The sequence below is a fragment of the Brevibacterium sp. SIMBA_078 genome (assembly GCF_046534565.1).
Lineage (GTDB): Bacteria > Actinomycetota > Actinomycetes > Actinomycetales > Brevibacteriaceae > Brevibacterium.
Window position 1 is genome coordinate 41,360 of the sequence record NZ_JAWRYQ010000005.1, and the last position, 21,037, is coordinate 62,396.

13 protein-coding genes are annotated in these 21,037 nt (G+C 64.2%); 3 read left to right on the forward strand and 10 right to left on the reverse strand.

Going from position 1 to position 21,037, the window contains the following annotated elements:
• Positions 1-60: 60 nt before the first annotated feature.
• Genes uvrC through SB749_RS17285 form a run of 3 tightly spaced genes read right to left on the reverse strand, consistent with a single transcriptional unit; the run spans position 61 to position 7,349 of the window.
• Complete coding sequence (uvrC, locus tag SB749_RS17275) at positions 61-1,920, reverse strand: excinuclease ABC subunit UvrC (protein WP_410711390.1); 1,860 nt, start codon at positions 1,918-1,920, stop codon at positions 61-63.
• A 5-nt stretch (positions 1,921-1,925) separates the two neighbouring features.
• Positions 1,926-4,796, reverse strand: a complete 2,871-nt coding sequence (gene uvrA, locus SB749_RS17280) for an excinuclease ABC subunit UvrA (protein ID WP_410711607.1) — start codon at positions 4,794-4,796, stop codon at positions 1,926-1,928.
• Positions 4,797-4,853: 57 nt separating this feature from the next.
• Complete coding sequence (locus SB749_RS17285) at positions 4,854-7,349, reverse strand: DEAD/DEAH box helicase (protein WP_410711391.1); 2,496 nt, start codon at positions 7,347-7,349, stop codon at positions 4,854-4,856.
• A 65-nt stretch (positions 7,350-7,414) separates the two neighbouring features.
• Here SB749_RS17285 and SB749_RS17290 point away from each other — a divergent pair, with 65 nt between their 5' ends.
• Positions 7,415-7,705, forward strand: coding sequence for a YciI family protein (locus SB749_RS17290; protein ID WP_410711392.1), 291 nt, complete (start codon positions 7,415-7,417; stop codon positions 7,703-7,705).
• Between the two features lie 132 nt (positions 7,706-7,837).
• On the opposite strand, the gene SB749_RS17295 is transcribed toward SB749_RS17290, so the two are convergent.
• The 5 genes from SB749_RS17295 to rpsA all read right to left on the reverse strand — a co-directional run bounded on the left by SB749_RS17295 (position 7,838) and on the right by rpsA (position 15,846).
• Positions 7,838-8,905 carry a TerC/Alx family metal homeostasis membrane protein gene (locus SB749_RS17295; protein ID WP_410711393.1) on the reverse strand — a complete coding sequence of 356 codons (1,068 nt, stop codon included), beginning with the start codon at positions 8,903-8,905 and terminating at the stop codon, positions 7,838-7,840.
• A 175-nt stretch (positions 8,906-9,080) separates the two neighbouring features.
• The gene (uvrB, locus tag SB749_RS17300; RefSeq protein ID WP_410711394.1) at positions 9,081-11,213 is read right to left on the reverse strand and encodes an excinuclease ABC subunit UvrB; all 2,133 of its coding nucleotides are present in this window, start codon (positions 11,211-11,213) and stop codon (positions 9,081-9,083) included.
• 90 nt (positions 11,214-11,303) lie between these two features.
• Positions 11,304-12,479, reverse strand: a complete 1,176-nt coding sequence (gene coaE, locus SB749_RS17305; RefSeq protein WP_410711395.1) for a dephospho-CoA kinase — start codon at positions 12,477-12,479, stop codon at positions 11,304-11,306.
• Positions 12,480-12,488: 9 nt separating this feature from the next.
• Complete coding sequence (locus SB749_RS17310) at positions 12,489-14,315, reverse strand: hypothetical protein (RefSeq protein WP_410711396.1); 1,827 nt, start codon at positions 14,313-14,315, stop codon at positions 12,489-12,491.
• Positions 14,316-14,361: 46 nt separating this feature from the next.
• Positions 14,362-15,846, reverse strand: a complete 1,485-nt coding sequence (gene rpsA, locus SB749_RS17315) for a 30S ribosomal protein S1 (protein WP_167196481.1) — start codon at positions 15,844-15,846, stop codon at positions 14,362-14,364.
• A gap of 206 nt (positions 15,847-16,052) precedes the next feature.
• On the opposite strand from rpsA, the gene SB749_RS17320 reads away from it, so the two are divergent.
• Complete coding sequence (locus tag SB749_RS17320; protein WP_410711397.1) at positions 16,053-16,892, forward strand: class I SAM-dependent methyltransferase; 840 nt, start codon at positions 16,053-16,055, stop codon at positions 16,890-16,892.
• A gap of 189 nt (positions 16,893-17,081) precedes the next feature.
• Here SB749_RS17320 and polA read toward each other — a convergent pair whose 3' ends face one another.
• Positions 17,082-19,745: a DNA polymerase I gene (gene polA, locus SB749_RS17325; protein WP_410711398.1), complete on the reverse strand. Its 2,664-nt coding sequence runs from the start codon at positions 19,743-19,745 to the stop codon at positions 17,082-17,084.
• Positions 19,746-19,787: 42 nt separating this feature from the next.
• Here polA and SB749_RS17330 point away from each other — a divergent pair, with 42 nt between their 5' ends.
• Entirely contained in the window at positions 19,788-20,249 is a 462-nt protein-coding gene (locus tag SB749_RS17330; RefSeq protein WP_410711399.1) for a PaaI family thioesterase, read from the forward strand.
• A 117-nt stretch (positions 20,250-20,366) separates the two neighbouring features.
• On the opposite strand, the gene SB749_RS17335 is transcribed toward SB749_RS17330, so the two are convergent.
• Positions 20,367-20,987, reverse strand: coding sequence for an ANTAR domain-containing response regulator (locus SB749_RS17335; RefSeq protein ID WP_373284070.1), 621 nt, complete (start codon positions 20,985-20,987; stop codon positions 20,367-20,369).
• Positions 20,988-21,037 lie beyond the last annotated feature (50 nt).

The window sequence follows — 21,037 nt, forward strand, 5'->3', positions numbered from 1 at the left end:
GCCCGATAGGTCGGTGGGCACTGTACCTCTCGGCACTACTCTAGGGCAGAATCGCAGAGCTCAGTCGGCCAGAGCCGTGACGATCTTCGCGGCGAGGGAGGGACCGATTCCCTTGACCTCGCAGATTTCTTCGGCGGTGGCAGCACGGACCTTCTTCACGGATCCGAAATGGCGCAGCAGAGCGGTGCGCTTCGACTCTCCGAGGCCCGGAATGTCGTCGAGCACCGAACTCGTCATCGCCTTCGCACGTTTCGACCGGTGATAGGTGATGGCGAAGCGGTGGGCCTCATCACGCAGGCGCTGCATGAGGAAGAGCCCTTCGGAGTTGCGTGGGAGGATGACCGGGAACGGATCGTCGGGTACCCAGATCTCTTCGAGCCGTTTGGCCAGACCGACGACGGAGATGTCGACGATGCCGAGGTCGATCAGTGCCCGCGTTGCTGCGGCAACCTGCGGTCCGGCACCGTCGACGACGAGCAGGCTGGGTCGGTAGCCGAAGCGCTCGTCGGGCTCTTCGGAGGTCATCTGTTCGAGGTAGCGGCTGAAGCGACGGGAGACGACGTCGTACATCGAAGCCGTGTCGTCGGCCGCGGCTTCACCGTGGATGGCGAAGTGTCGGTAGTCGCGCTTCTTCGCCATTCCGTCTTCGAACACGACGAGTGAGGCGACGACGTTCGATCCCTGGGTATGGGAGATGTCGATGCATTCGATGCGCAGCGGTGCTTCCGGCAGGTCGAGGTGCTCCTGGATCTCCTTGAGAGCCTGGCTACGGGTCGTCAGGTCGGAGGAGCGTTTGAGTTTGTGCTGGATGAGCGCTTCCTTCGCGTTCTTCCCCACGGTCTCCAGGGCCGCCTTCTTCTCGCCGCGTTCGGGCACCCGCACGGTCACGCGCGAACCGCGCTGCTCGCTCAGCCAGGCTTCCAGGGACTCCAGATCCGCCGGCAGGGTGTCGACGAGGATCTCCTTCGGGATGGCATCGGCATCGAGTCCGGAGTAGGCCTGTCGCAGGTAATCGGTGGTCAGTTCTGCGGGAGTGTGATCGTCGGAGCGTTCGATGATCCAGCCGCGTTGGCCGCGGATACGACCCTGGCGCACGTGGAATACCTGGACGGAGGCTTCGAGCTCCTCGGTGACGAGGGCGAAGATATCGCAGTCGGCGCTCACCGACAGGACGACTGCGGATTTGTCGAGGACCTTCTGCAGGGCGGAGATCTCGTCGCGCAGACCGGCCGCGCGTTCGTAGTCGAGTTCGGCCGCGGCATCGGCCATCTCCTTCTGCCGGTAGCTGATGAACCGACCGGTGTTTCCGGACATGAAGTCGGAGATGCTGCGGGCCAGGTCTTTGTGATCGTTTTTGCTGATCTGGCCGACGCAGGGAGCTGCGCATTTGTCGATATAGCCGAGCAGGCAGGGCCTGCCGCTGCGTTCGGCCCGCCGGTAGACCCCAGCTGTGCAGGTGCGCATCGGGAAGGCCTTGAGCAACAGGTCGAGGGTGTCCTTGATCGCCCACACCTGCGCGAAGGGACCGAAGTACTTCACTCCCTTGCGTCGTTTTCCGCGAGTGATGAAGGCCCGAGGCACTTCGTCATTCATCGTGATCGCGAGGTAGGGGTAGGACTTGTCGTCGCGGAACATGACGTTGAACCGCGGGTTGAACTCGTTGATCCACGTCCATTCGAGCTGCAGAGCTTCGACCTCGGTGTCGACGACGGTCCATTCCACCGAGTTCGCGGTGTGGACCATCGTCGAGGTGCGCGGGTGCAGCTGGGCGGGGTTGGCGAAGTACGAGTTGAGTCGGTTCCGGAGGTTCTTCGCCTTTCCGACATAGATCACCCGCCGGTCGGGGTCGCGGAACTTGTAGACCCCGGCCGATGTGGGGATCGACCCGGTGGCCGGACGGTAGGTGGATGGATCAGGCATTCGGATCAGGACTTGAGCATCGGCTTGAGGAACCGTCCGGTGTGCGATTCGGCCACCTCGGCGACCTCTTCGGGAGTGCCCTGGGCGATGATCTGCCCGCCGCCGCGACCGCCCTCGGGTCCGAGATCGATGATGTGATCGGCATTGCCGATGACATCGAGGTTGTGCTCGATGACGATGACCGTATTGCCTTTGTCGACGAGTCCCTGGAGGACCATGAGCAGCTTCGAGATGTCCTCGAAGTGCAGACCGGTCGTCGGTTCGTCGAGCACGTAGACGGTGCGGCCGCGGGAGCGCTTCTGCAGTTCGGCGGCGAGCTTGACACGCTGTGCCTCACCGCCGGAGAGCGTCGTGGCTGGTTGGCCGAGTCGGACATAGCCGAGCCCCACCTCGACGAGGGTCTTGAGGTGTCGCGAGATCGCGGGAATCGCGGCGAAGAAGTCGTTGGCCTCCTCGATGGGCATGTCGAGGACCTCGGCGATGTTCTTGCCCTTGAACGTGACCTCCAGGGTCTCCCGGTTGTACCGGGCGCCCTGGCAGACCTCACAGGGGACGTAGACATCGGGCAGGAAGTTCATCTCGATCTTGATCGTGCCGTCGCCGCTGCAGTTCTCGCAGCGTCCGCCCTTGACGTTGAAGGAGAACCGACCGGGCAGATAACCGCGGACCTTCGCCGATTCGGTTTCGGCGAACAGTCGGCGCACATGGTCGAAGACGCCGGTGTAGGTCGCGGGATTCGACCGCGGGGTGCGACCGATCGGCGACTGGTCGACGTGGACGACCTTGTCGAGATTGTCCAGGCCGGTCACGCGCTTGTGCCGTCCCGGCACCCGGGAGGCGCCGTTGAGGACGTTGGCCATCTGTGTGTAGAGGATCTCGTTGACGAGCGTCGATTTGCCCGAACCGGACACGCCGGTGACGGCGGTGAGCACACCGAGGGGGAAGGACACGGTGACGTCGCGCAGGTTGTTCTCCACGGCCTTCTCGACGGTGACCATCCGCTCCTTGTCGACGGGGCGGCGCGTCGGCGGGATCTGGATCGCCCGCCGGCCGGAGAGGTAGTCGCCGGTGATCGATCCCTCGGCGTCCTTGAGGCCGGTGACGGCACCTGAGTAGACAACCTCTCCCCCGTGCTCGCCGGCGCCGGGCCCGATATCGACGATCCAGTCGGCGGATTCGATGGTGTCCTCGTCGTGTTCGACGACGATGAGGGTGTTGCCGAGATCCTTGAGCTTGTTGAGTGTTTCGATGAGTCGGCGGTTGTCGCGCTGATGCAGTCCGATGGAGGGCTCGTCGAGGACGTAGAGGACGCCGACGAGGCCGGAGCCGATCTGCGTGGCCAGACGGATGCGCTGGGCCTCGCCGCCGGAGAGCGTCCCGGCGGCCCGGTTGAGGCTGAGGTAGTCGAGGCCGACGTCGAGGAGGAATCCGAGTCGGGCGTTGATCTCCTTCATCACCTGCGCAGCCACGGCGGCATCGCGGGAGCTCAGTTCGAGGGAGCCGAGGAAGGAGGCAGCTTCGTCGAGGGCGAGTTCGGAGACCTCGGCGATGGACCTGTCGCCGACCTTGACGGCGAGGATCTCCGGTTTGAGGCGCGTACCGTCACAGCTGGCACACGGGATCTCACGCATATAGGACTCGTAGCGTTCCCGCGACCACTCGGATTCTGTTTCTTCGTGTTTGCGCTGAATGTACTGGTAGACGCCTTCGAAGCCCGTCGAGTACGTGCGTTCACGACCGAAGCGGTTCTTGTACTTGACGTGGACTTTGTAGTCCTTGCCCGTGAGAATCGCGGTCTTCGCGGACTTCGGCAGCTTCTTCCACGGCGTCTTCATATCGAAGCCGAGCTCGTCGCCGAGCCCCTTGAGCAGACGGTTGAAGTACTTCGAGACCTGCTTGCCTCCCGACCAGGGGGCGATGGCTCCGGAACCGAGGCTGAGGTCTTCGTCGGGGACGACGAGATCTTCGTCAACCTGCAGACGCGTGCCGATGCCGTCGCAGGTGGGGCAGGCTCCGAAGGGCGAGTTGAAGGAGAACGAGCGGGGTTCGATCTCGTCGATCGTCAGCGGATGCTCGTTCGGGCACGACATGTGCTCGGAGAATGTGCGGGTCGTGCCTTCGTCGACGAGGTCGATGTCGATGCGTCCGTCGGCGAGCCCCAGGGCGGTCTCGACGGAGTCGGTCAGCCGCGGGCGCATTCCCGATTTGGCGACGAGACGGTCGACGACCACGGAGATCGTGTGCTTGTACTGCTTCTCCAAGGTCGGCGGTTCGCTCAGGCTGATCTGCTCGCCGTCGACGATGGCCCTGGAGAAGCCCTTGGACTGCAGGTCGGTGAAGAGGTCGACGAATTCGCCCTTGCGGTACCGGACGACGGGAGCGAGGACGAGGAACTTCGTCCGCTCCTCGAGTTCGAGCAGCTGGTCGACGATCTGCTGCGGGGTCTGCTTCGTGATGACCTCACCGCAGACGGGGCAGTGCGGGATGCCGATCCGCGCCCACAGCAGGCGGAGGAAGTCATAGACCTCGGTGATCGTGCCGACAGTCGAACGCGGGTTGCGCGATGTCGACTTCTGGTCGATCGACACCGCCGGAGACAGCCCTTCGATGAAGTCGACGTCGGGTTTGTCCATCTGCCCGAGGAACATCCGGGCATAGGAGGACAGGGATTCGACATAGCGTCGCTGCCCCTCGGCGAAGATCGTGTCGAAGGCCAGCGAGGATTTGCCGGAACCGGACAAGCCGGTGAACACGACCATCGAGTCACGCGGCAGCGCGATCTCGACGTTCTTGAGATTGTGTGCTCGCGCTCCCTTGACCCACAGGGTGTCGAGATGGGAGACGCCTGTCACTTGCTCACCGTTATTGGTTTTCATCACCTGACCACTGTATTACTCGGCACTGACATTGCTGTATTCGCAGCGGTTTCCGGCTCATCTGCCGATCTCTCCGACGGAGAGGATGCGGAGCACGATATCGCCGGATTCGTCGCTGGCGGCCACGTCCACCTCGGCGTCGATGGCCCAGTCCCTGTTGTCGTCGGGATCAGCGAGGATCTGTCGGACGCTCCATGTGTCTGAACCGGGTGTGATGTCGATATATTCCCGACCGCGGGCCTTCTGGTCGACGATGAGCTCCCCGTATTCGTCATAGAAGTCCTCGATCGCGTCTTCCCAGGCCCGTGAGTCGAATCCCGATTCGGCGTCGAGGCGGCCGAGCTCGGTGTAGTTCGCGCGTTCGGCCAGCAGCACGCGGTGGAACAGGGCGTTGCGGATCTCTGCGGTGAAGACCTTCGTGTTCTCGGAGAACCGGCGATCGAGTGCCGGCAGATCATCGTCGTGTTCGGTGGGGTCGAGTCCCTGCAGGGTCCGCCATTCGTCGAGCAGCGACGAATCCGTCCGGGCGATGGTCTCCCCGAGCCATTCGATGATGGTCTCGAGTTCCTCGGTCCGGTTCTCTGCGGGGACGTTGTGGAGCAGTGCACGGTAGACGTCGGTGAGGTAGCGCAACAGGCTGCCTTCGGCCCGGGCGAGGCTGTAGTAGCCGACGAACTGGGTGAAGCCCATCGCCTGCTCGATCATGTCGCGGACGACGGATTTGGGTTCGAAGCCGCCTCGGTGCAGCCAGGGATGGGTTTCGACGAAATGATCGAAGGCCGGATCGAGCATCTCAGCCAGGGGTGCGGGGCTTTCGATCTCGTCGAGGATCGCCATGCGTTCGGCGTATTCGACGCCTTCGGCCTTGAGCTCGGCCAGGGTCTCTCCCTTGATCCGGTCGAGTTGGCCCTTCAGGATCTGGAACGGCACCGAGGTGGTCGCCTCGACGATGGACACGACGTCGAGGGCGTAGGTGTCGTCGTTCTCATCGAGAAGCTCCAGTGCGGCGAGCACGAAGGGAGCCAGAGGCTGGTTGAGCGCGAACTGGGGTCCGAGGTCCTGGGTGGCGATGAGTTCGCTGCCGCGGACCTCGATGAGTCCGGCATCGATGAGGGAGCGTCCGATGCTGATCGCGGTGAGTTTGAGGTCGAGCCGGCGGTCCCTTGTCTCATGCGTCTTGTCGATGAAGTCGCTGATGGTCGACACATCGGAGCCGGGGCGGGCGACGAGGTTGAGGATCGTCGAATGGTCGATCTTCATCCGGGGCCGCAGGGTCTCGGACTCGCCTTCGATGAGTTTGGTGAAGGTCTCTTCGGACCAACCGACGAAGCCCACCGGGGCGGCTTTCTTCTTGACCTTCTTCTTTTTCTTCTTGTCATCGTTCGCAGCCTTGGCTTCGGCCTTGAGGTTGTCGATGACGTGGTCGGGGGCTTGGGCGATCACGTAGCCGCGGGTGTCGAATCCGGCGCGGCCGGCACGTCCGGCGAGCTGTTGGAATTCGCGGACGCTGAGTCTGCGCATCTTCCGTCCGTCGAACTTCGTCAGTCCGGTCAGGAGCACGGAGCGGATGGGCACGTTGATGCCCACGCCGAGGGTGTCCGTGCCGGAGATGACGAGGAGCAGGCCCTTGAGCGCAAGCTGTTCGATGAGTCGGCGGTACTTCGGCAGCATTCCGGCGTGATGGACGCCGACGCCGTGCAACAGCAGTTTGCGCAGGCTCTGCCCGAATCCCTTGCCGAAGGTGAAGCCCTTGATGGCTGCGGCGATCGCGGCTTTCTGCTCCTTGGAGGCGAGGTCGACCGAAAGCAGGTTGGTGGCGAGGTCGATGGCTCCGTTCTGGGAGTAGGAGACGACGTAGACCGGGGCTTTGTCGTTGCGGACGAGTCCGCGCAGAGTGTCAGAGAGCGTCTCCGTCGAGTATTCGTAGTCGAGTGGGACGGGCCTGGTCGCGGAGGTCACCACGGAGGATCCGCGTCCGGTCGTCTCCGTCATGGTCGACCGGATGTCGGTCGTGTCGCCCAAAGTGGCGGACATGAGAACGAACTGGGTCTGCGGCATCTCGAGGAGGGGCACCTGCCAGGCCCAGCCCCGGGAGGGATCGGCGACATAGTGGAACTCGTCCATGACGACCATTCCGGCGTCGAGCATTCCGCCCTCACGCAGAGCCTGGTTGGCCAGGATCTCTGCCGTGGCGCAGATGACGGGAGCGTCGGGGTTGACCGTGGAGTCGCCGGTGATCATGCCGACGTTCTCGGCACCGAAGGCGTTGATGAGGGAGAAGAACTTCTCGCTCACAAGGGCCTTGAGCGGGGCCGTGTAGTAGGACCGGATCCCCCGGGTGAAGGACTGGTAGAGCGCGAAGAGAGCGACGAGTGACTTCCCCGAACCGGTCGGGGTCGCCATGATCGTATTGTCGCCGGCGAGGATCGTGAGGAACGCCTCGTCCTGAGCCGGATACGGCTCCACTCCGATCGCTTGGCAGTATTCGCCGAAGGACTCATAGATCGTGTCGTCGTCCGCGAATTCCGCTGGGATCTCCTGCAATCTGGCCACGCTGATGCACAGACCTTTCCGATTAGACTGGTTCCATCCTATTGCTCGACACCGAGGAGTCACATATGCCGGTCTTCGCCGTCACCTATCACTACGGTCCCGATACCGATACGCGGATGGAGCACCGCCCCGCGCACCGTCAATGGCAGGCGGAGATGAATGAGGCCGGAACGATCCTCGCCTCCGGTCCCCTGGACAACGATCCGCAGCCGGGAGGTCTGCTGATCCTCCGCGCCGCCGACCGCGCAGAGGTCGAAGGGCACCTGTCCGCCGATCCCTATGCCTCGCTCGGTGTCATCGAGTCGACGGACATCCGCGAGTGGACTCCCGTGTTCGGGCCCTTCGCCCAGGGCTGAGCGGCCTCCTTCCGGTTCGGGTCTGCCCGGACGGAGCAGACACGAGCGGGGTCCGTCTCGAGAGATCGAGACGGACCCCACTCGTTCTGTGCCGACACCGAGGCGGTGTCGGCACGACCGAATCCGATCGGCTCAGGCCTCTTCGGACTCATCCGACTGGTCGGCGCTGACATCCTTGAAGGAGATTCCGTCCTTCTTCATCTTCATCAGCGAGGCGATCGTGGCGACCGCCATGGCGAGGACGATGACGGTCAGGGACAGCCACGTCGGCACCTCGGGGATCGAATGTCCCCACGCCAGGAACTCCCAATCGCTCGAGTGCAGAGCGTGGATGATGAGCTTGATGCCGATGAACCCGAGGATCGCAGCGATTCCGTAGTGGAGGTACACGAGCTTGTCGACGAGCCCTCCGAGTAGGAAGTACAGCTGACGCAGCCCCATGAGGGCGAACACGTTCGCGGTGAACACGAGGAACGCATTCTGCGTGACGCCGAAGATCGCGGGGATCGAGTCGAGTGCGAACATCACATCGGTCGAGCCGATGGCGATGAACACGATGAACATCGGGGTCCAGTACTTCTTGTTGTCGTCGAGGGTCACCCGCAGCTTGTTGCCGTGGTATTCGTCGACGACGTTGATCCGCTTCCGCAGGAACCGGATGAGGCCGTTCTCGCCGTCGCCCTCGTCTTCGGAGCTGAAGGCCTGACGGTAGGCGACGATGAGGAGGAAGATGCCGAAGATGAAGAAGACTTCGACGAAGGCGCTGATGATCGCCGCACCCGCGAGAATAAAGATGCCGCGGAAAATGATGGCGATGATGATACCGACCATGAGCACTTCCTGCTGGTACTTCCGCGGTACCGAGAAGCTGCCCATGATGATGATGAAGACGAACAGGTTATCGATGCTCAATGAGTACTCGAGCAGCCAGCCGGTGAGGAATTCGCTGCCGTGCTGGGCATCGCCGATGGCGAAGAGTGCGCCGGCGAAGATCAAAGCCAGGGCGACGTAGAACGCGACCCAGATGCTCGCTTCCCGCATCGACGGGGTGTGTGGTCGCTTGACGACCAGCAGGAGGTCGAAGACGAGGATCGCAACGACGATGATTCCCGAGGTGATCATGAACCAGACGGGAATCGGAGATTCGCTCGCTGCAGCGGCGTTGCCGCCGGCCGCGAGCGTGGAGGACAGAATATCCATGGATGCCTTTCGTGGTGAACAGGATGTATCCAGGTCGAAAGTCTCTCCCACGCGGTGAAGCTGCGTGCGCTCCGCGGCCGGACCCCGTGAGGGGTCGTGGTGACGACCGCGGATGGACGGGATACTCCCTTTCGCCAGCACACCAGTATAAACACGCGCGCGTCACCGGTGCGGCTCAGGCGTGCCCGGCCTCCTTCATCTGACGCAGCTCCTGCTTGAGATCGGAGAGCTCATCACGCAGTCGCGCGGCGAGCTCGAACTGCAGCTCCGCGGCCGCCGAATGCATCTGCGAGGTCAGCGATTCGATGAGCTCGGTGAGGTCGGCAGCCGGCGGACGCAGCGAACCGGGCTTGCCGGCGGCTTCCCTCTGTTCGTCGGTCAGCGTCGAGTTGTAACCGCGCTTGCCCTTTCCGTAGTCGAATTCGGTGAGCAGCTCGCGCGTGTCCTCGTCTTCGCGCTGCAGACGTTCGGTGATGTCTGCGATCCGCTTGACCAGCGGTGCCGGGTCGATTCCGTGCTCTTCGTTGTAGGCGATCTGAATGGCCCGCCTGCGGTCGGTCTCGTCGATGGCGGTGCGCATCGAATCCGTGATCGTATCGGCGTACATGTGCACCTGGCCGTTGAGGTTACGTGCGGCACGACCGATCGTCTGGATGAGCGAGGTCGATGACCGGAGGAAGCCTTCCTTGTCGGCGTCGAGGATCGCCACGAGGGAGACTTCGGGAAGGTCGAGGCCCTCACGCAGCAGGTTGATGCCGACCAGCACATCGAACTCACCGGCCCGCAGCTCTGTGAGCAGTTCCACACGGCGCAGAGTGTCGACGTCGGAGTGGAGGTACTGGACGCGGATGTCGTGTTCGAGCAGATAGTCGGTGAGATCTTCGGCCATCTTCTTCGTCAGCGTCGTCACGAGCACACGCTCGTTCGCGTCGACGCGCGTCTTGATCTCATCGAGCAGATCGTCGATCTGGCCCTTCGTCGGTTTGACCTTGATCTCGGGGTCGACGAGGCCGGTGGGACGGATGATCTGCTGGACGTAGCCGTTGGAATTGCCGAGTTCGAAGTTGCCGGGGGTGGCGGACAGGTACACGCTCTGTCCCACCCGCTCCCGGAACTCGTCGAACTTCAGCGGCCGGTTGTCCATGGCACTGGGCAGGCGGAATCCATGTTCGACGAGGGTGCGCTTGCGCGACATATCGCCTTCGTACATGCCGCCGATCTGCGGCACCGTGACATGGGATTCGTCGATGACGAGGAGGAAGTCCTCGGGGAAGTAGTCGAGCAGACAGTTCGGTGCCGAACCGGGATCGCGACCGTCGATGTGCCGGGAGTAGTTCTCGATCCCGGACGTGAAGCCCATCGACTCCATCATCTCGAGGTCATAGGTCGTGCGCATCTTCAGCCGCTGCGCTTCGAGCAGCTTGTTCTGCGACTCGAACTCGCTCAGGCGCTTCTGCAGCTCCTCCTCGATCCCGCTGATGGCCGTCGCCATCCGGTTCTCACCGGCGACATAGTGGCTGGCCGGGAACACGTGGATGGTGTCCTCGTCGCGGACGATCTCGCCCGTCAGCGGGTGGAGGGTCTGCAGCGATTCGATCTCATCGCCGAAGAATTCGATCCGCAGAGCGAGTTCCTCGTACTGCGGGATGATCTCGACGGTGTCTCCGCGGACCCGGAAGGTGCCGCGGGTGAAGGCCATATCATTGCGGGCGTACTGCATGGACACGAAGCGTTTGAGCAGTTCGTCCCGGTCGCATTCGTCGCCCTTGTGGAGGGTGACCATCCGGTCGACATACTCCTCCGGAGTGCCAAGACCGTAGATGCACGACACCGTCGAGACGACGACGACATCACGCCTGGTCAGCAGCGAGTTCGTGGCCGAGTGGCGCAGCCGTTCGACTTCGTCGTTGATCGAGGAGTCCTTCTCGATGAACGTGTCCGTCTGCGGCACATAGGCTTCCGGCTGGTAGTAGTCGTAGTAGGAGACGAAGTACTCGACAGCATTGTTGGGCAGCAGCTGTCGGAACTCGTTCGCCAGCTGCGCGGCAAGAGTCTTGTTCGGCGCCATGATCAGGGTCGGTCTCTGCACCTGCTCGATGAGCCAAGCCGTCGTCGCCGACTTGCCTGTGCCGGTGGCACCGAGGAGGACGATGTCCCGCTCTCCCGCGTCGAGCCGGTCGGAGATCTCTCGGATCGCCGTCGGCTGATCACCGGAGGGCGAGTACTCGGAGACAACTTCGAAGGGCGCCACCTCGCGGGTGACGTCGGGGCGGTGGCCGATCGCTGGCAGGGGGCGTTCTGAGCTCATAGTCCAACCCTAGCCCCCGCCCCTGACATTGGGCAGGCCGGAGCCGGAACGACAGCCTCGGCGAAGTGCCCGCCGACGTGCGACGCCGCGTCAGTCGAAGCTGTCTGGCACCAGTCGACGGCGCATCTGCAGGAAGTACGGTTCCTTCGACTCCGCATATGTTCGGATCATCTGCCCGCTCGTTTTGCCCGCAGCCTTCGCTTCGGCCAAGTGGGCTCTCTTCAGCTCGAGGTAACGGTTCCGCTCCCCCGCGTCCGCAATGAGCAGGTCCCGGAACGCGCGGGCGAAGCGCACCCCGACCGAATCCGCGGTGCGCACATGCAGATTGACGGCCCGACCAGGATCCGTGTTCGCGTGGAACCACTTCGGCTCGGTTCCGCCCTCGCCGAGGTGGTCACTCATCTCTGTGCCCGGATACCCGAGCTCGGCCAATCGAGGCTCCAGCTCCCGGGCGGCGATGAGATCGGGGACGAGGAGCTGCAGGTCGATGACGTCCTTGGCGGGCAGTCCCGGCACCGAGGTGGAGCCGATGTGCTCGACGGTGAATTCGTCGCTGGTGCCGTGCCTCAGCTTTGCGACCACTCGCTGTGCGTCACCGGCCCAGTCCGCGTCCGCGGGGTCGACGAGGTCCAGAACAGTTCGCGGGGCCCGCCGGCCGGCCGTGAGATTGGCGGCGAAAGGGCGGATCCGCGATTCGATGAGGCGTCCGACAGCAGCTTTCGTCTCCTCGACCGGACCGGAGTTGTCGATGATGACGTCACAGGCCGCACGGCGGGTGTCGTCGTCGGCTTGGCGGGAGATCCGTGCGGCGGCGTCGTCGCGGTCCATTCCGCGGGAGTCCATGAGTCTGCGCAGCCGCACCTCGGCGGGCACATCGACGAGGAGGTTGAGGTGGTAGGCAGGTGTCATCGAGTTCTCGACGAGCAGCGGCACGTCGTGGACGACGATCTCGGCATCGGCGTGACTCGCGAAGTGTTCGGCCGTGCGGTCGCGGATCGCCGGATGCATGAGTCCGTTGAGCCGTGCCGTGTGGTCGGAATCGACGAAGGCCGCCGAAGCCAGGGCCGGTCGGTTGAGCGAACCGTCGGAGTGCAGCACCTGCGGTCCGAAGGCCTCGGCCAGCTTCTCGAGCAGCGGCTGTCCGGGTTCGACGACTTCGCGCGCGATCCTGTCGGCGTCGACGAGCACTGCCCCGTGTTCGACGAGCATTGCGGACACCGTTGACTTTCCGGCGCCGATTCCGCCGGTGAGACCGATTCTCAGCATGGGATCATCCTACTGATCCAGTCGGTACACCCGCACTCCCTCGTCGGCGAAGATCGGATCTCCGACGGCGGCATCGAGGAATTCCGCATAGTCTCCGTCGCCTCCCGGCAGCAGCGGAGCTTCGGGGGCGAAGACGATGAAGTCGACCCCTGTCTCCCTCAGTTCGGCGATCGCCGAGGCGACTTCCGGACTGTTCACATCCGGCATGGGTTCCCCGTCGAAGACGGAGCCGTGCAGGAGTTCGTCGAGGGCATCCTCGGGGGCGGAATAGGTCACCGGCGATTCCGGGCTCGAACCGATGAAGTATCCGCCGGTCTCGCGGTAGCGGAATCCGCTGACCGACTGCCAGACCATGGCTTCGTCGGCGTGGGGCTCAGCCCATGCCAGGGGGCGGGGGAAGGTCTTGACGACGGATCCGGCGGGGACCACCTCGGCGATGGAGTCCTCGTAGAAATCGGGAACGGTCACCTCATGGGCGGTCTGCGCAGCGGGGAGGACGGCCACCGCGGCGAGGACGAGCAGGGTGAGGAGGGCGCGGGCGCGACGCAGCTTCCGGTGGTCCAGCGCCCACTGGAGGCCGATTCCGAGCACGGCGAAGAGCGCGATCGTCGAGTGGAGGACGAGCCGCATGGGCAGGATGTTGTTAAGCACGGGGATGGCCTCGATGAGGGCGAACGGCCCCGTCTCGAGGGCGATTCGGCCGCCGAGGAGGATCGGAGAGCCGAGTGCCAGCAGGCCGACGAGGATGCCGGTACTCGCTGCGATGCGCACCGGCACCGTGTGCGCGGATCTGCGGGCGAGGCCGATGACGATGAGGACTGCCGCCGCCAGTGCTGGTGCGCCGACGTAGGCGCCGAGTTCGGCGGGGTCGATGTCCATGATCCGGGGCAGAGGGGACACTCCGGAGCTCAGCCAGGCCGGGGCGGCGGGCAGGATCGGGTCGAGCAGGTCGGTGTTCCATACTCCGTGCGGGCGGATCGCGCCTTGTGGAGAGTTCGGGCCGGACATGGTCACCAACAGGGGGATCGCACACAGCACGGCGATGCAGCCGGCGACGGCGGACCCAAGTCCGAGGGCCAGCCATGACCGGGCGCGGTAGAGGCGGCGTCCGAAGACGGCGAGGCCGGCCAGGAAGCAGAGTGCGGCGAGGAAGGTTCCGGCCAGGACTTCGGTGGAGACGTAGAACTGGAAGCCGAGGAGGAGCCCGAAGCCTCCGCCGAGCAGCCACAGGCGACGGCTGCGCAGCAGGGCGGGGCAGGGATCCGCCAGTGTCGCGCGGCCGAGGTCGAGGAGGGCGAGGATCGCCCAGGCGGTCAACGGCGGAGTGACGATATAGGCGAGGTTCGGGTGGCCGCCGAGTTGGGCGATGACATAGCTGGAGAAGCCGACTCCGGCAGCGGCGATGAAGGCGGGCAGGCGATCGAGGAAGCGGCGGAAGAGTACCGCTGTGGCCAGGCTGCCCAGCACCGGGGAGGCGAGGATGAGCAGGTTGTAGCTCACGATGGGGCCGGCCACCCACGTCACGGGAGCGAGCAGGATCGCGAAGCCGGCCAGGGAGGTGTTCCACGCCCCGTTGACTCCCCCGCCGAGGGCGTTCATCGATTCTGTGTACAGCAGCCTCCCGGTCTCCCCCGGTCCGAAACCGAGGGCGTCGGCGAGCACCTGTGCACCGTGTCCGAGCCACCAGATGAACAGGGAAGTGTCATCGTTGGAGGCGACGACGCTGCCGCCGGGATCGGCGGCGACGGAGCCGAAGACGGACAGGCTGCCGACGCAGAGGATGAGGGTGTACCACAGCCAAGGGCGCAGGCGCGCCCTGATTGTGGGGGCATACACAAAGGGCTCCCGGCCTTCCGACCGGGAGCCCTTGTGGGAGCTGTTATCAGCTGCCTGCAAGCTTCTCACGCAGAGCTGCGAGAGCTTCGTCGCTGGCCAGGGTGCCCTCGTCGTTCGCCTCTTCGGAGGAGAACGATCCGGTGGCCGGAGCGGCTTCGGCAGAGCCGACGGCATCGGCTGCGGAAGCCTCGGCGTCCGCTGCGATGGCCTTGGCGACCTGCTTCTTGTGCTCTTCCCAGCGTTCCTGAGCGGCGGCGTACTGCTGCTCCCAGGTCTCGCGCTGAGCCTCGTAGCCCTCGACCCATTCGTTGGTCTCGGGGTCGAAGCCCTCGGGGTACTTGTAGTTGCCGTCCTCGTCGTACTCCTGCGGCATGCCGTAGAGAGCGGGGTCGAGGAACTCTTCGGCCTCGGGGTCGACGCCTTCGTTCGCCTGCTTCAGCGACAGTGAGATGCGGCGGCGTTCGAGGTCGATGTCGATGACCTTGACGTAGATGGTCTCGTCGACCGAGACGACCTGCTCCGGCAGATCCACGTGGCGCACGGCCAGCTCGGAGATGTGGACGAGGCCTTCGATGCCGTCTTCGACGCGCACGAACGCACCGAAGGGAACGAGCTTGGTGACCTTGCCCGGCACGATCTGACCGATGACGTGCGTGCGAGCGAAGTGCTGCCAAGGATCTTCCTGGGTGGCCTTGAGCGACAGCGAAACGCGCTCACGGTCCATGTCGACGTCGAGGACCTCGACGGTGACCTCGTCACCCACGGTGACGACCTCACCCGGGTGATCGATGTGCTTCCAGGACAGTTCGGAGACGTGGACGAGTCCGTCGACACCACCGAGGTCGACGAACGCACCGAAGTTGACGATGGAGGACACGACACCAGGACGGACCTGGCCCTTCTGCAGGGTCTGCAGGAAGTCGTGGCGGACGGCCGACTGGGTCTGCTCGAGCCAGGCGCGGCGCGACAGGACCACGTTGTTGCGGTTCTTGTCGAGCTCGATGATCTTGGCTTCGACCTGCTGGCCGATGTAGGGAGCGAGGTCGCGGACGCGGCGCATCTCGACCAGCGATGCGGGCAGGAAGCCGCGCAGTCCGATGTCGACGATCAGGCCGCCCTTGACAACCTCGATGACGGTGCCGGTGACAACGCCGTCGTCTTCCTTGATCTTCTCGATGTCGCCCCAGGCGCGCTCGTACTGAGCACGCTTCTTGGACAGCATGAGACGACCCTCTTTGTCTTCCTTCTGAAGGACGAGGGCTTCGATGTCGTCCCCGACCTCGACGACTTCGCCGGGATCGACATCGTGCTTGATGGAAAGCTCACGTGCGAGGATGACGCCTTCCGTCTTGTATCCGATGTCGACGAGGACTTCGTCACGGTCGACCTTGACGACTTCGCCCTCAACGATGTCGCCATCGTTGAAGTACTTGATGGTCTCATCGACGGCGGCGAGGAAATCCTCAGCGGTTCCGATGTCGTTGACAGCGACCTGCTTCGGCTGCACCGATTCCGGCGTGGTGGTGGTCATATAGGTAGGGACTCCGATGGAATATTGGTCCAGATCCGGTACCCTGGCGGCAGGTCGTGTAAGTTGCCGCAAGAACCGAATCCGGTCTCGATTGCGAATTTGGACTTGTATGCACAGGCGCATACGGTTGTCAATGCTAGCACCTTTTCAGGCGTGAATGCACGCCGAAGAGTCGAATTATCACCACCTGGGGCCACGGAGGAACCATGAGCGAAGGAACTGACGGAGCCGAGGTCATCAGCGGTGGCTATCTCCCCATCGACGAAGAGGCTTCAGTCCGGGCCAATCGCAGCTATTGGGACAACTCTGCCGAGGAGTACCTGGCCGAACACGGCACGTTCCTCGGCGCTTCGGATTTCATCTGGTGTCCGGAGGGAATTCACGAATCCGATGTCCGCCTCCTCGGCGACGTCGACCGGAAGCAGGTGCTCGAGGTCGGCTGCGGTGCCGGTCAGTGCTCCCGGTGGCTGGCCGAACAGGGAGCGATCACCACGGGCGTCGACGTCTCCGCCGGAATGCTCGAACAGGCCTCACGTCTGCAGCGGGAACATCCCCTGAGCACCGAGGCGACTCCCCCGACATTCCTCCTCGCCGATGCCCGGCAGCTGCCGTTTGCGTCGAACAGCTTCGATCGCGCGTTCTCCTCCTATGGGGCCCTGCCCTTCGTCAAGGACGCCGAAGTGGTCTTCGCCGAGGTGGCCAGAGTGCTGCGCAGCGGCGGGCAGTGGGTCTTCTCGACGACCCACCCGATGCGGTGGATGTTCCCCGACGTCCCCGGTGAGGCCGGGCTGACCGTCGAGTATTCGTATTTCGATCGCACTCCGTACGTCGAGCTGTCCTCGGACGGTCAGCCGGTCTACGCCGAGCATCACCGGACGATGAGCGACTGGGTCAGCCTCCTCGTCGACGCCGGCTTCACGATCGATTCGGTGACCGAACCCGAATGGCCGGAAGAGAATCGGACCGCTTGGGGCGGCTGGTCGCCGCTGCGCGGTGCTCTCATGCCCGGTACGGCGATCTTCTCCACAACGCTGACCAAGGACTGAGGCGCCGCCCAGCCGAGCACTGAGGCGAAAGCTCGGTCAAGCAGCGCCGCGCGCAGCAACCTCGTTCAAGCGCCAGCTCGCATTTTGACAGGTACACGCCGCGTTAAGTGGGCGCGGCCCTGATCGAGCACGGGCAGCATCGATTTCTGCGCTGGCCCTTGAACGAGGAACGCTATAGCGCTCAGCCGGTCAGTGGGCGGCGGCGTGCCAGGAGCGACCGGTGCCGACGTTGACGTCCAGGGGGACATCGAGTTCGAATGCCGAACCCATCTCCTCGGTGACGATGGTCCTCACCTCATCGATCTCGTCGGGACGGACGTCGACGATGATCTCGTCATGGACCTGCAGCAGCATCGGCGACTGCAGGTCTTTCAGCCGCTCGGCGACCTTGAGCATGGCGATCTTCATGATGTCGGCGGCCGAGCCCTGGATCGGTGCGTTGAGTGCGGCGCGTTCGGCCATGTCGCGCAGCTGCCGGCGGTCGCTGTGGAGAGCCGGCAGATAGCGGCGGCGGCCCATGATGGTCTCCGTGAACCCCTTCGCCCGGGCCTGTTCGACGATGTCGTCGAGGTAGGCCTTGACCGCTCCGAAGCGTTCGAAGTACTGGTCCATCAGCCCCTTGGCTTCGTCGACGCCGATCGCCAGCTGACGAGAGAGCCCGTAGGCGGAGAGCCCGTAGACCAGCCCGTAGGACATGGCCTTGACCTTCGAACGCATCTCCGAGTCCACCTCGTCGATGCCGACGCCGAAGACCTTCGAGCCGACATAGGAGTGGAGGTCCTCGCCGTTCTTGAACGCCTGGATGAGCGCGGCGTCTCCGGACAGGTGAGCCATGATGCGCATTTCGATCTGCGAGTAGTCGGCTGTGAGCAGAGTCCCGCCCGACACCTCGGGGTCGGCGATGAAGATCTCCCGGATGCGGCGACCCGATTCGGTCCGCACCGGAATGTTCTGCAGGTTCGGGTCCAATGACGAGAGCCGACCGGTGGCGGCCACGGTCTGCTGGTACGTGGTGTGGATGCGGCCGTCGTCGGCGACGGTCTTCAGCAGTCCGACGACCGTCTGCTTGAGCTTCGTCGAATCCCGGTAGGCCAGCAGGTGCTGGAGGAAGGGGTGTTCGGTCTTGACGAACAGTTCGGCCAACGCTTCGGCATCCGTCGTATAGCCGGTCTTCGTCCGCTTGGTCTTGGGCATATCGAGCTCGTCGAAGAGCACGGTCTGCAGCTGCTTGGGAGATCCGAGGTTCACCTCGTGGCCGATTGCGTCGTAGGCCCCCTGAGCGCTGGCTTCGGCCTGCTTGGTGAATTCGTCGATGAGGTTCGACAGTCCGGCCTCGTCGACAGCGATTCCCGTCGCTTCCATGCGCGCGAGCACGGGCACGAGCGGCAGCTCGATCTCGCGGTACACCTGCGTCATGTTCGCGTCGTCGACGGCTTTCGCGAGCACCTCGTGGACCTCGAGCAGGGCCGCGGCGCGTTGGCCGTGCGTGGTCACGGCCGCATCGGAGTCGAGGTCGAGGGCGAGCTGTCCCGAATCGGACTCGGGTTCGCTGAGATCGATACCGGCACGGTCGGCGGCGATCTGACCGAGTTCGTAGGACCGGGCATCGGGAACGAGGAGGTAGGCAGCCAGGGCCGTGTCCCCGGCGACGTCCGTCACGGACAGTCCCATCGACGCCCAGGCTTTGATCTGCAGCTTCGAGCTGTGGAGGATGAGCGAATGCCCACCCAGGGCGGAACCGAGCGCACCGACGGCTTTCTGCCCCGCCTCGGCGAGGTCGACGACCCAGACCTGGCCGGGTTCGGCGGAGACCGCCAGGGTCCGTGCCTGACCGTGGCCGAGTTCGAAGGAGGCGTCGGAATCGAGCGCCAGCACATCGTGGTCGGCGATCTTCGTCAGCAGAGCGTCGATGTCGACGGTTTCGATGTTCGTCTCGCGTGCCGGTGCCGGCTCGGATTCGGCTCCGGCTTCGGGGAAGATCGCGGCCAGACGCTTGCCGAGGGCCTGGAACTCGAGTTGGTCGAACAGGCTCGACAGCTCGGCCGGATCCCCTTCGCCCCAGATCAGGTCGTCGAACTTCAGTCCCAGGTCGACGTCGTCGAGGAGGCGGTTGAGTCGGTAGTTCCGCTCCACCTCGGTGATATGGTCGCGCAGCTTCTCCCCGACCTTGCCGCCGATCTTGTCGGCGTTGTCCAGCACGCCTGGCAGGTCGCCGTGGGCAGTGAGCCATTTCGCGGCGGTCTTGTCGCCGACTCCAGGCACGCCGGGCAGATTGTCGGCCTTCTCACCGACGAGTGCGGCCAGACCCCGGTAGTTCGCGGGGCTCACCCCGTACTTCTCCTCGACCGCGGCCGGCGTCATCCGGTTGAGATCGCTGACTCCGCGTTTCGGGTAGAGGATCGTCACCCGGTCGGAGGCGAGTTGGAACGAATCCTTGTCTCCGCTCATCACCTCGACGAACGAGCCGGCGTCCGTGCCCATCTTCGCCATCGTCGCCAGAGCGTCATCGGCTTCGAACCCCTCCTTCGTCACGACCCGGATGCCCATCGCCGTGACGATGTCCTTGATGAGGTCGATCTGCGGGTGGAACTCGGGCGGAGTCTTCGCTCGGCCGGCCTTGTACGCGGGGTACTCCTCGAGGCGGAACGTCTGGCGTCCGAGGTCGAAGGCCACGGCCACGTGACTGGGCTCTTCATCACGGAGGACGTTGATGAGCATGGAGATGAAGCCGTAGATGGCGTTCGTCGTCTGGCCGGTGCTGGTGGAGAAGTTCTCGACCGGCAGGGCGTGGAACGCCCGGTAGGCCAGGGAGTGTCCGTCGATGAGCAGGAGGGATTCGTTTGAGTGACTCACATGGCATAGCCTAGCGTTCGAAGCTGACTTGAAGGAGAACTGATGCTGCGTCCCGACGTGTCCCTGACCGCTCACACCACCCCGGAGGAGATCGACACGCTGCTCGGGCAGCTGCGCACGCAGGGGTCAGGGGGTGAGCTGGCCGAGAGGATGGGAATCGAGTTCGTCGAACTCGCCCACGATCATGTCGTGGCCACCGCTCCAGTCGTCGGCAATCGGCAGCCGATGGGTCTCTTCCACGGAGGCGGCCATGTCGTTCTCGCCGAATCCCTGGCGTCGATGCATTCGTATCTGCTCTCCGGCGGCAGGAACGTCGTCGGAGTCGATCTCAACGCCACTCACCTGCGCGCCGCGCGTGAGGGCGTGGTGACCGGCCGCGCCGAGGTGCTCCACCAGGGACGCACGATCGTCTCCCATGAGGTGAAGATGACCGACGAGGCGGGGCGCCTGCTCTCGATCGTGCGGATCACGAATATGATCCTGAAGACCGAGCCGAAGGGCTGAGGCACAGCGCCTCCTCGGCGAAAGTCCGCGGCGAAAGCAGAGGGCCGACGAATCCATCGCGGGATCCGCCGGCCCTCTCGGGTTCCGGGTCCGGACCTTCACCGGTCCGGGAGGTGATTACTTCTTCGTGCCGATCTGTTTGAGCACGGTCTCCGCGACCTCGCGCATCGTCAGGCGGCGGTCCATCGACGTCTTCTGGATCCAGCGGAAGGCTTCGGGCTCGCTGAGCCCCATAGAAGTCTGCAGCAGGCTCTTGGCGCGCTCGACGAGTTTGCGGGTCTCGAAGCGTTCGGTGAGATCGGAGATCTCGGACTCGAGCGAGCTGATCTCGGCATGGCGAGAGAGCGCGATCTCCAGGGCCGGGATGAGGTCGGCCGAGGTGAACGGCTTGACGACATAGGCCATGGCACCGGCATCGCGGGCCCGCTCGACGAGCTCCTTCTGCGAGAAGGCGGTGAGCAGCACCACGGGGGCGATGCGGGCGCGGGCGATGCGCTCGGCGGCGGAGATTCCGTCGAGGATGGGCATCTTGATGTCCATGACGACGAGGTCCGGGCGCAGCTCCTCAGCCAGGCGGATGGCGGATTCGCCGTCCGCAGCCTCACCGACGACGTCGTAGCCGACCTCGCGGAGCATTTCTACGATATCGAGACGAATCACGGCCTCGTCTTCGGCCACGACTACGCGGCGGACCGGCACGGACTCATCTGAAGTTGATTCTTCGCTGTTTGAAAGCACGGCACCAGTCTAGACCAGGCGCTCAGCGTCATGGCCAGCGGACCCGGAAG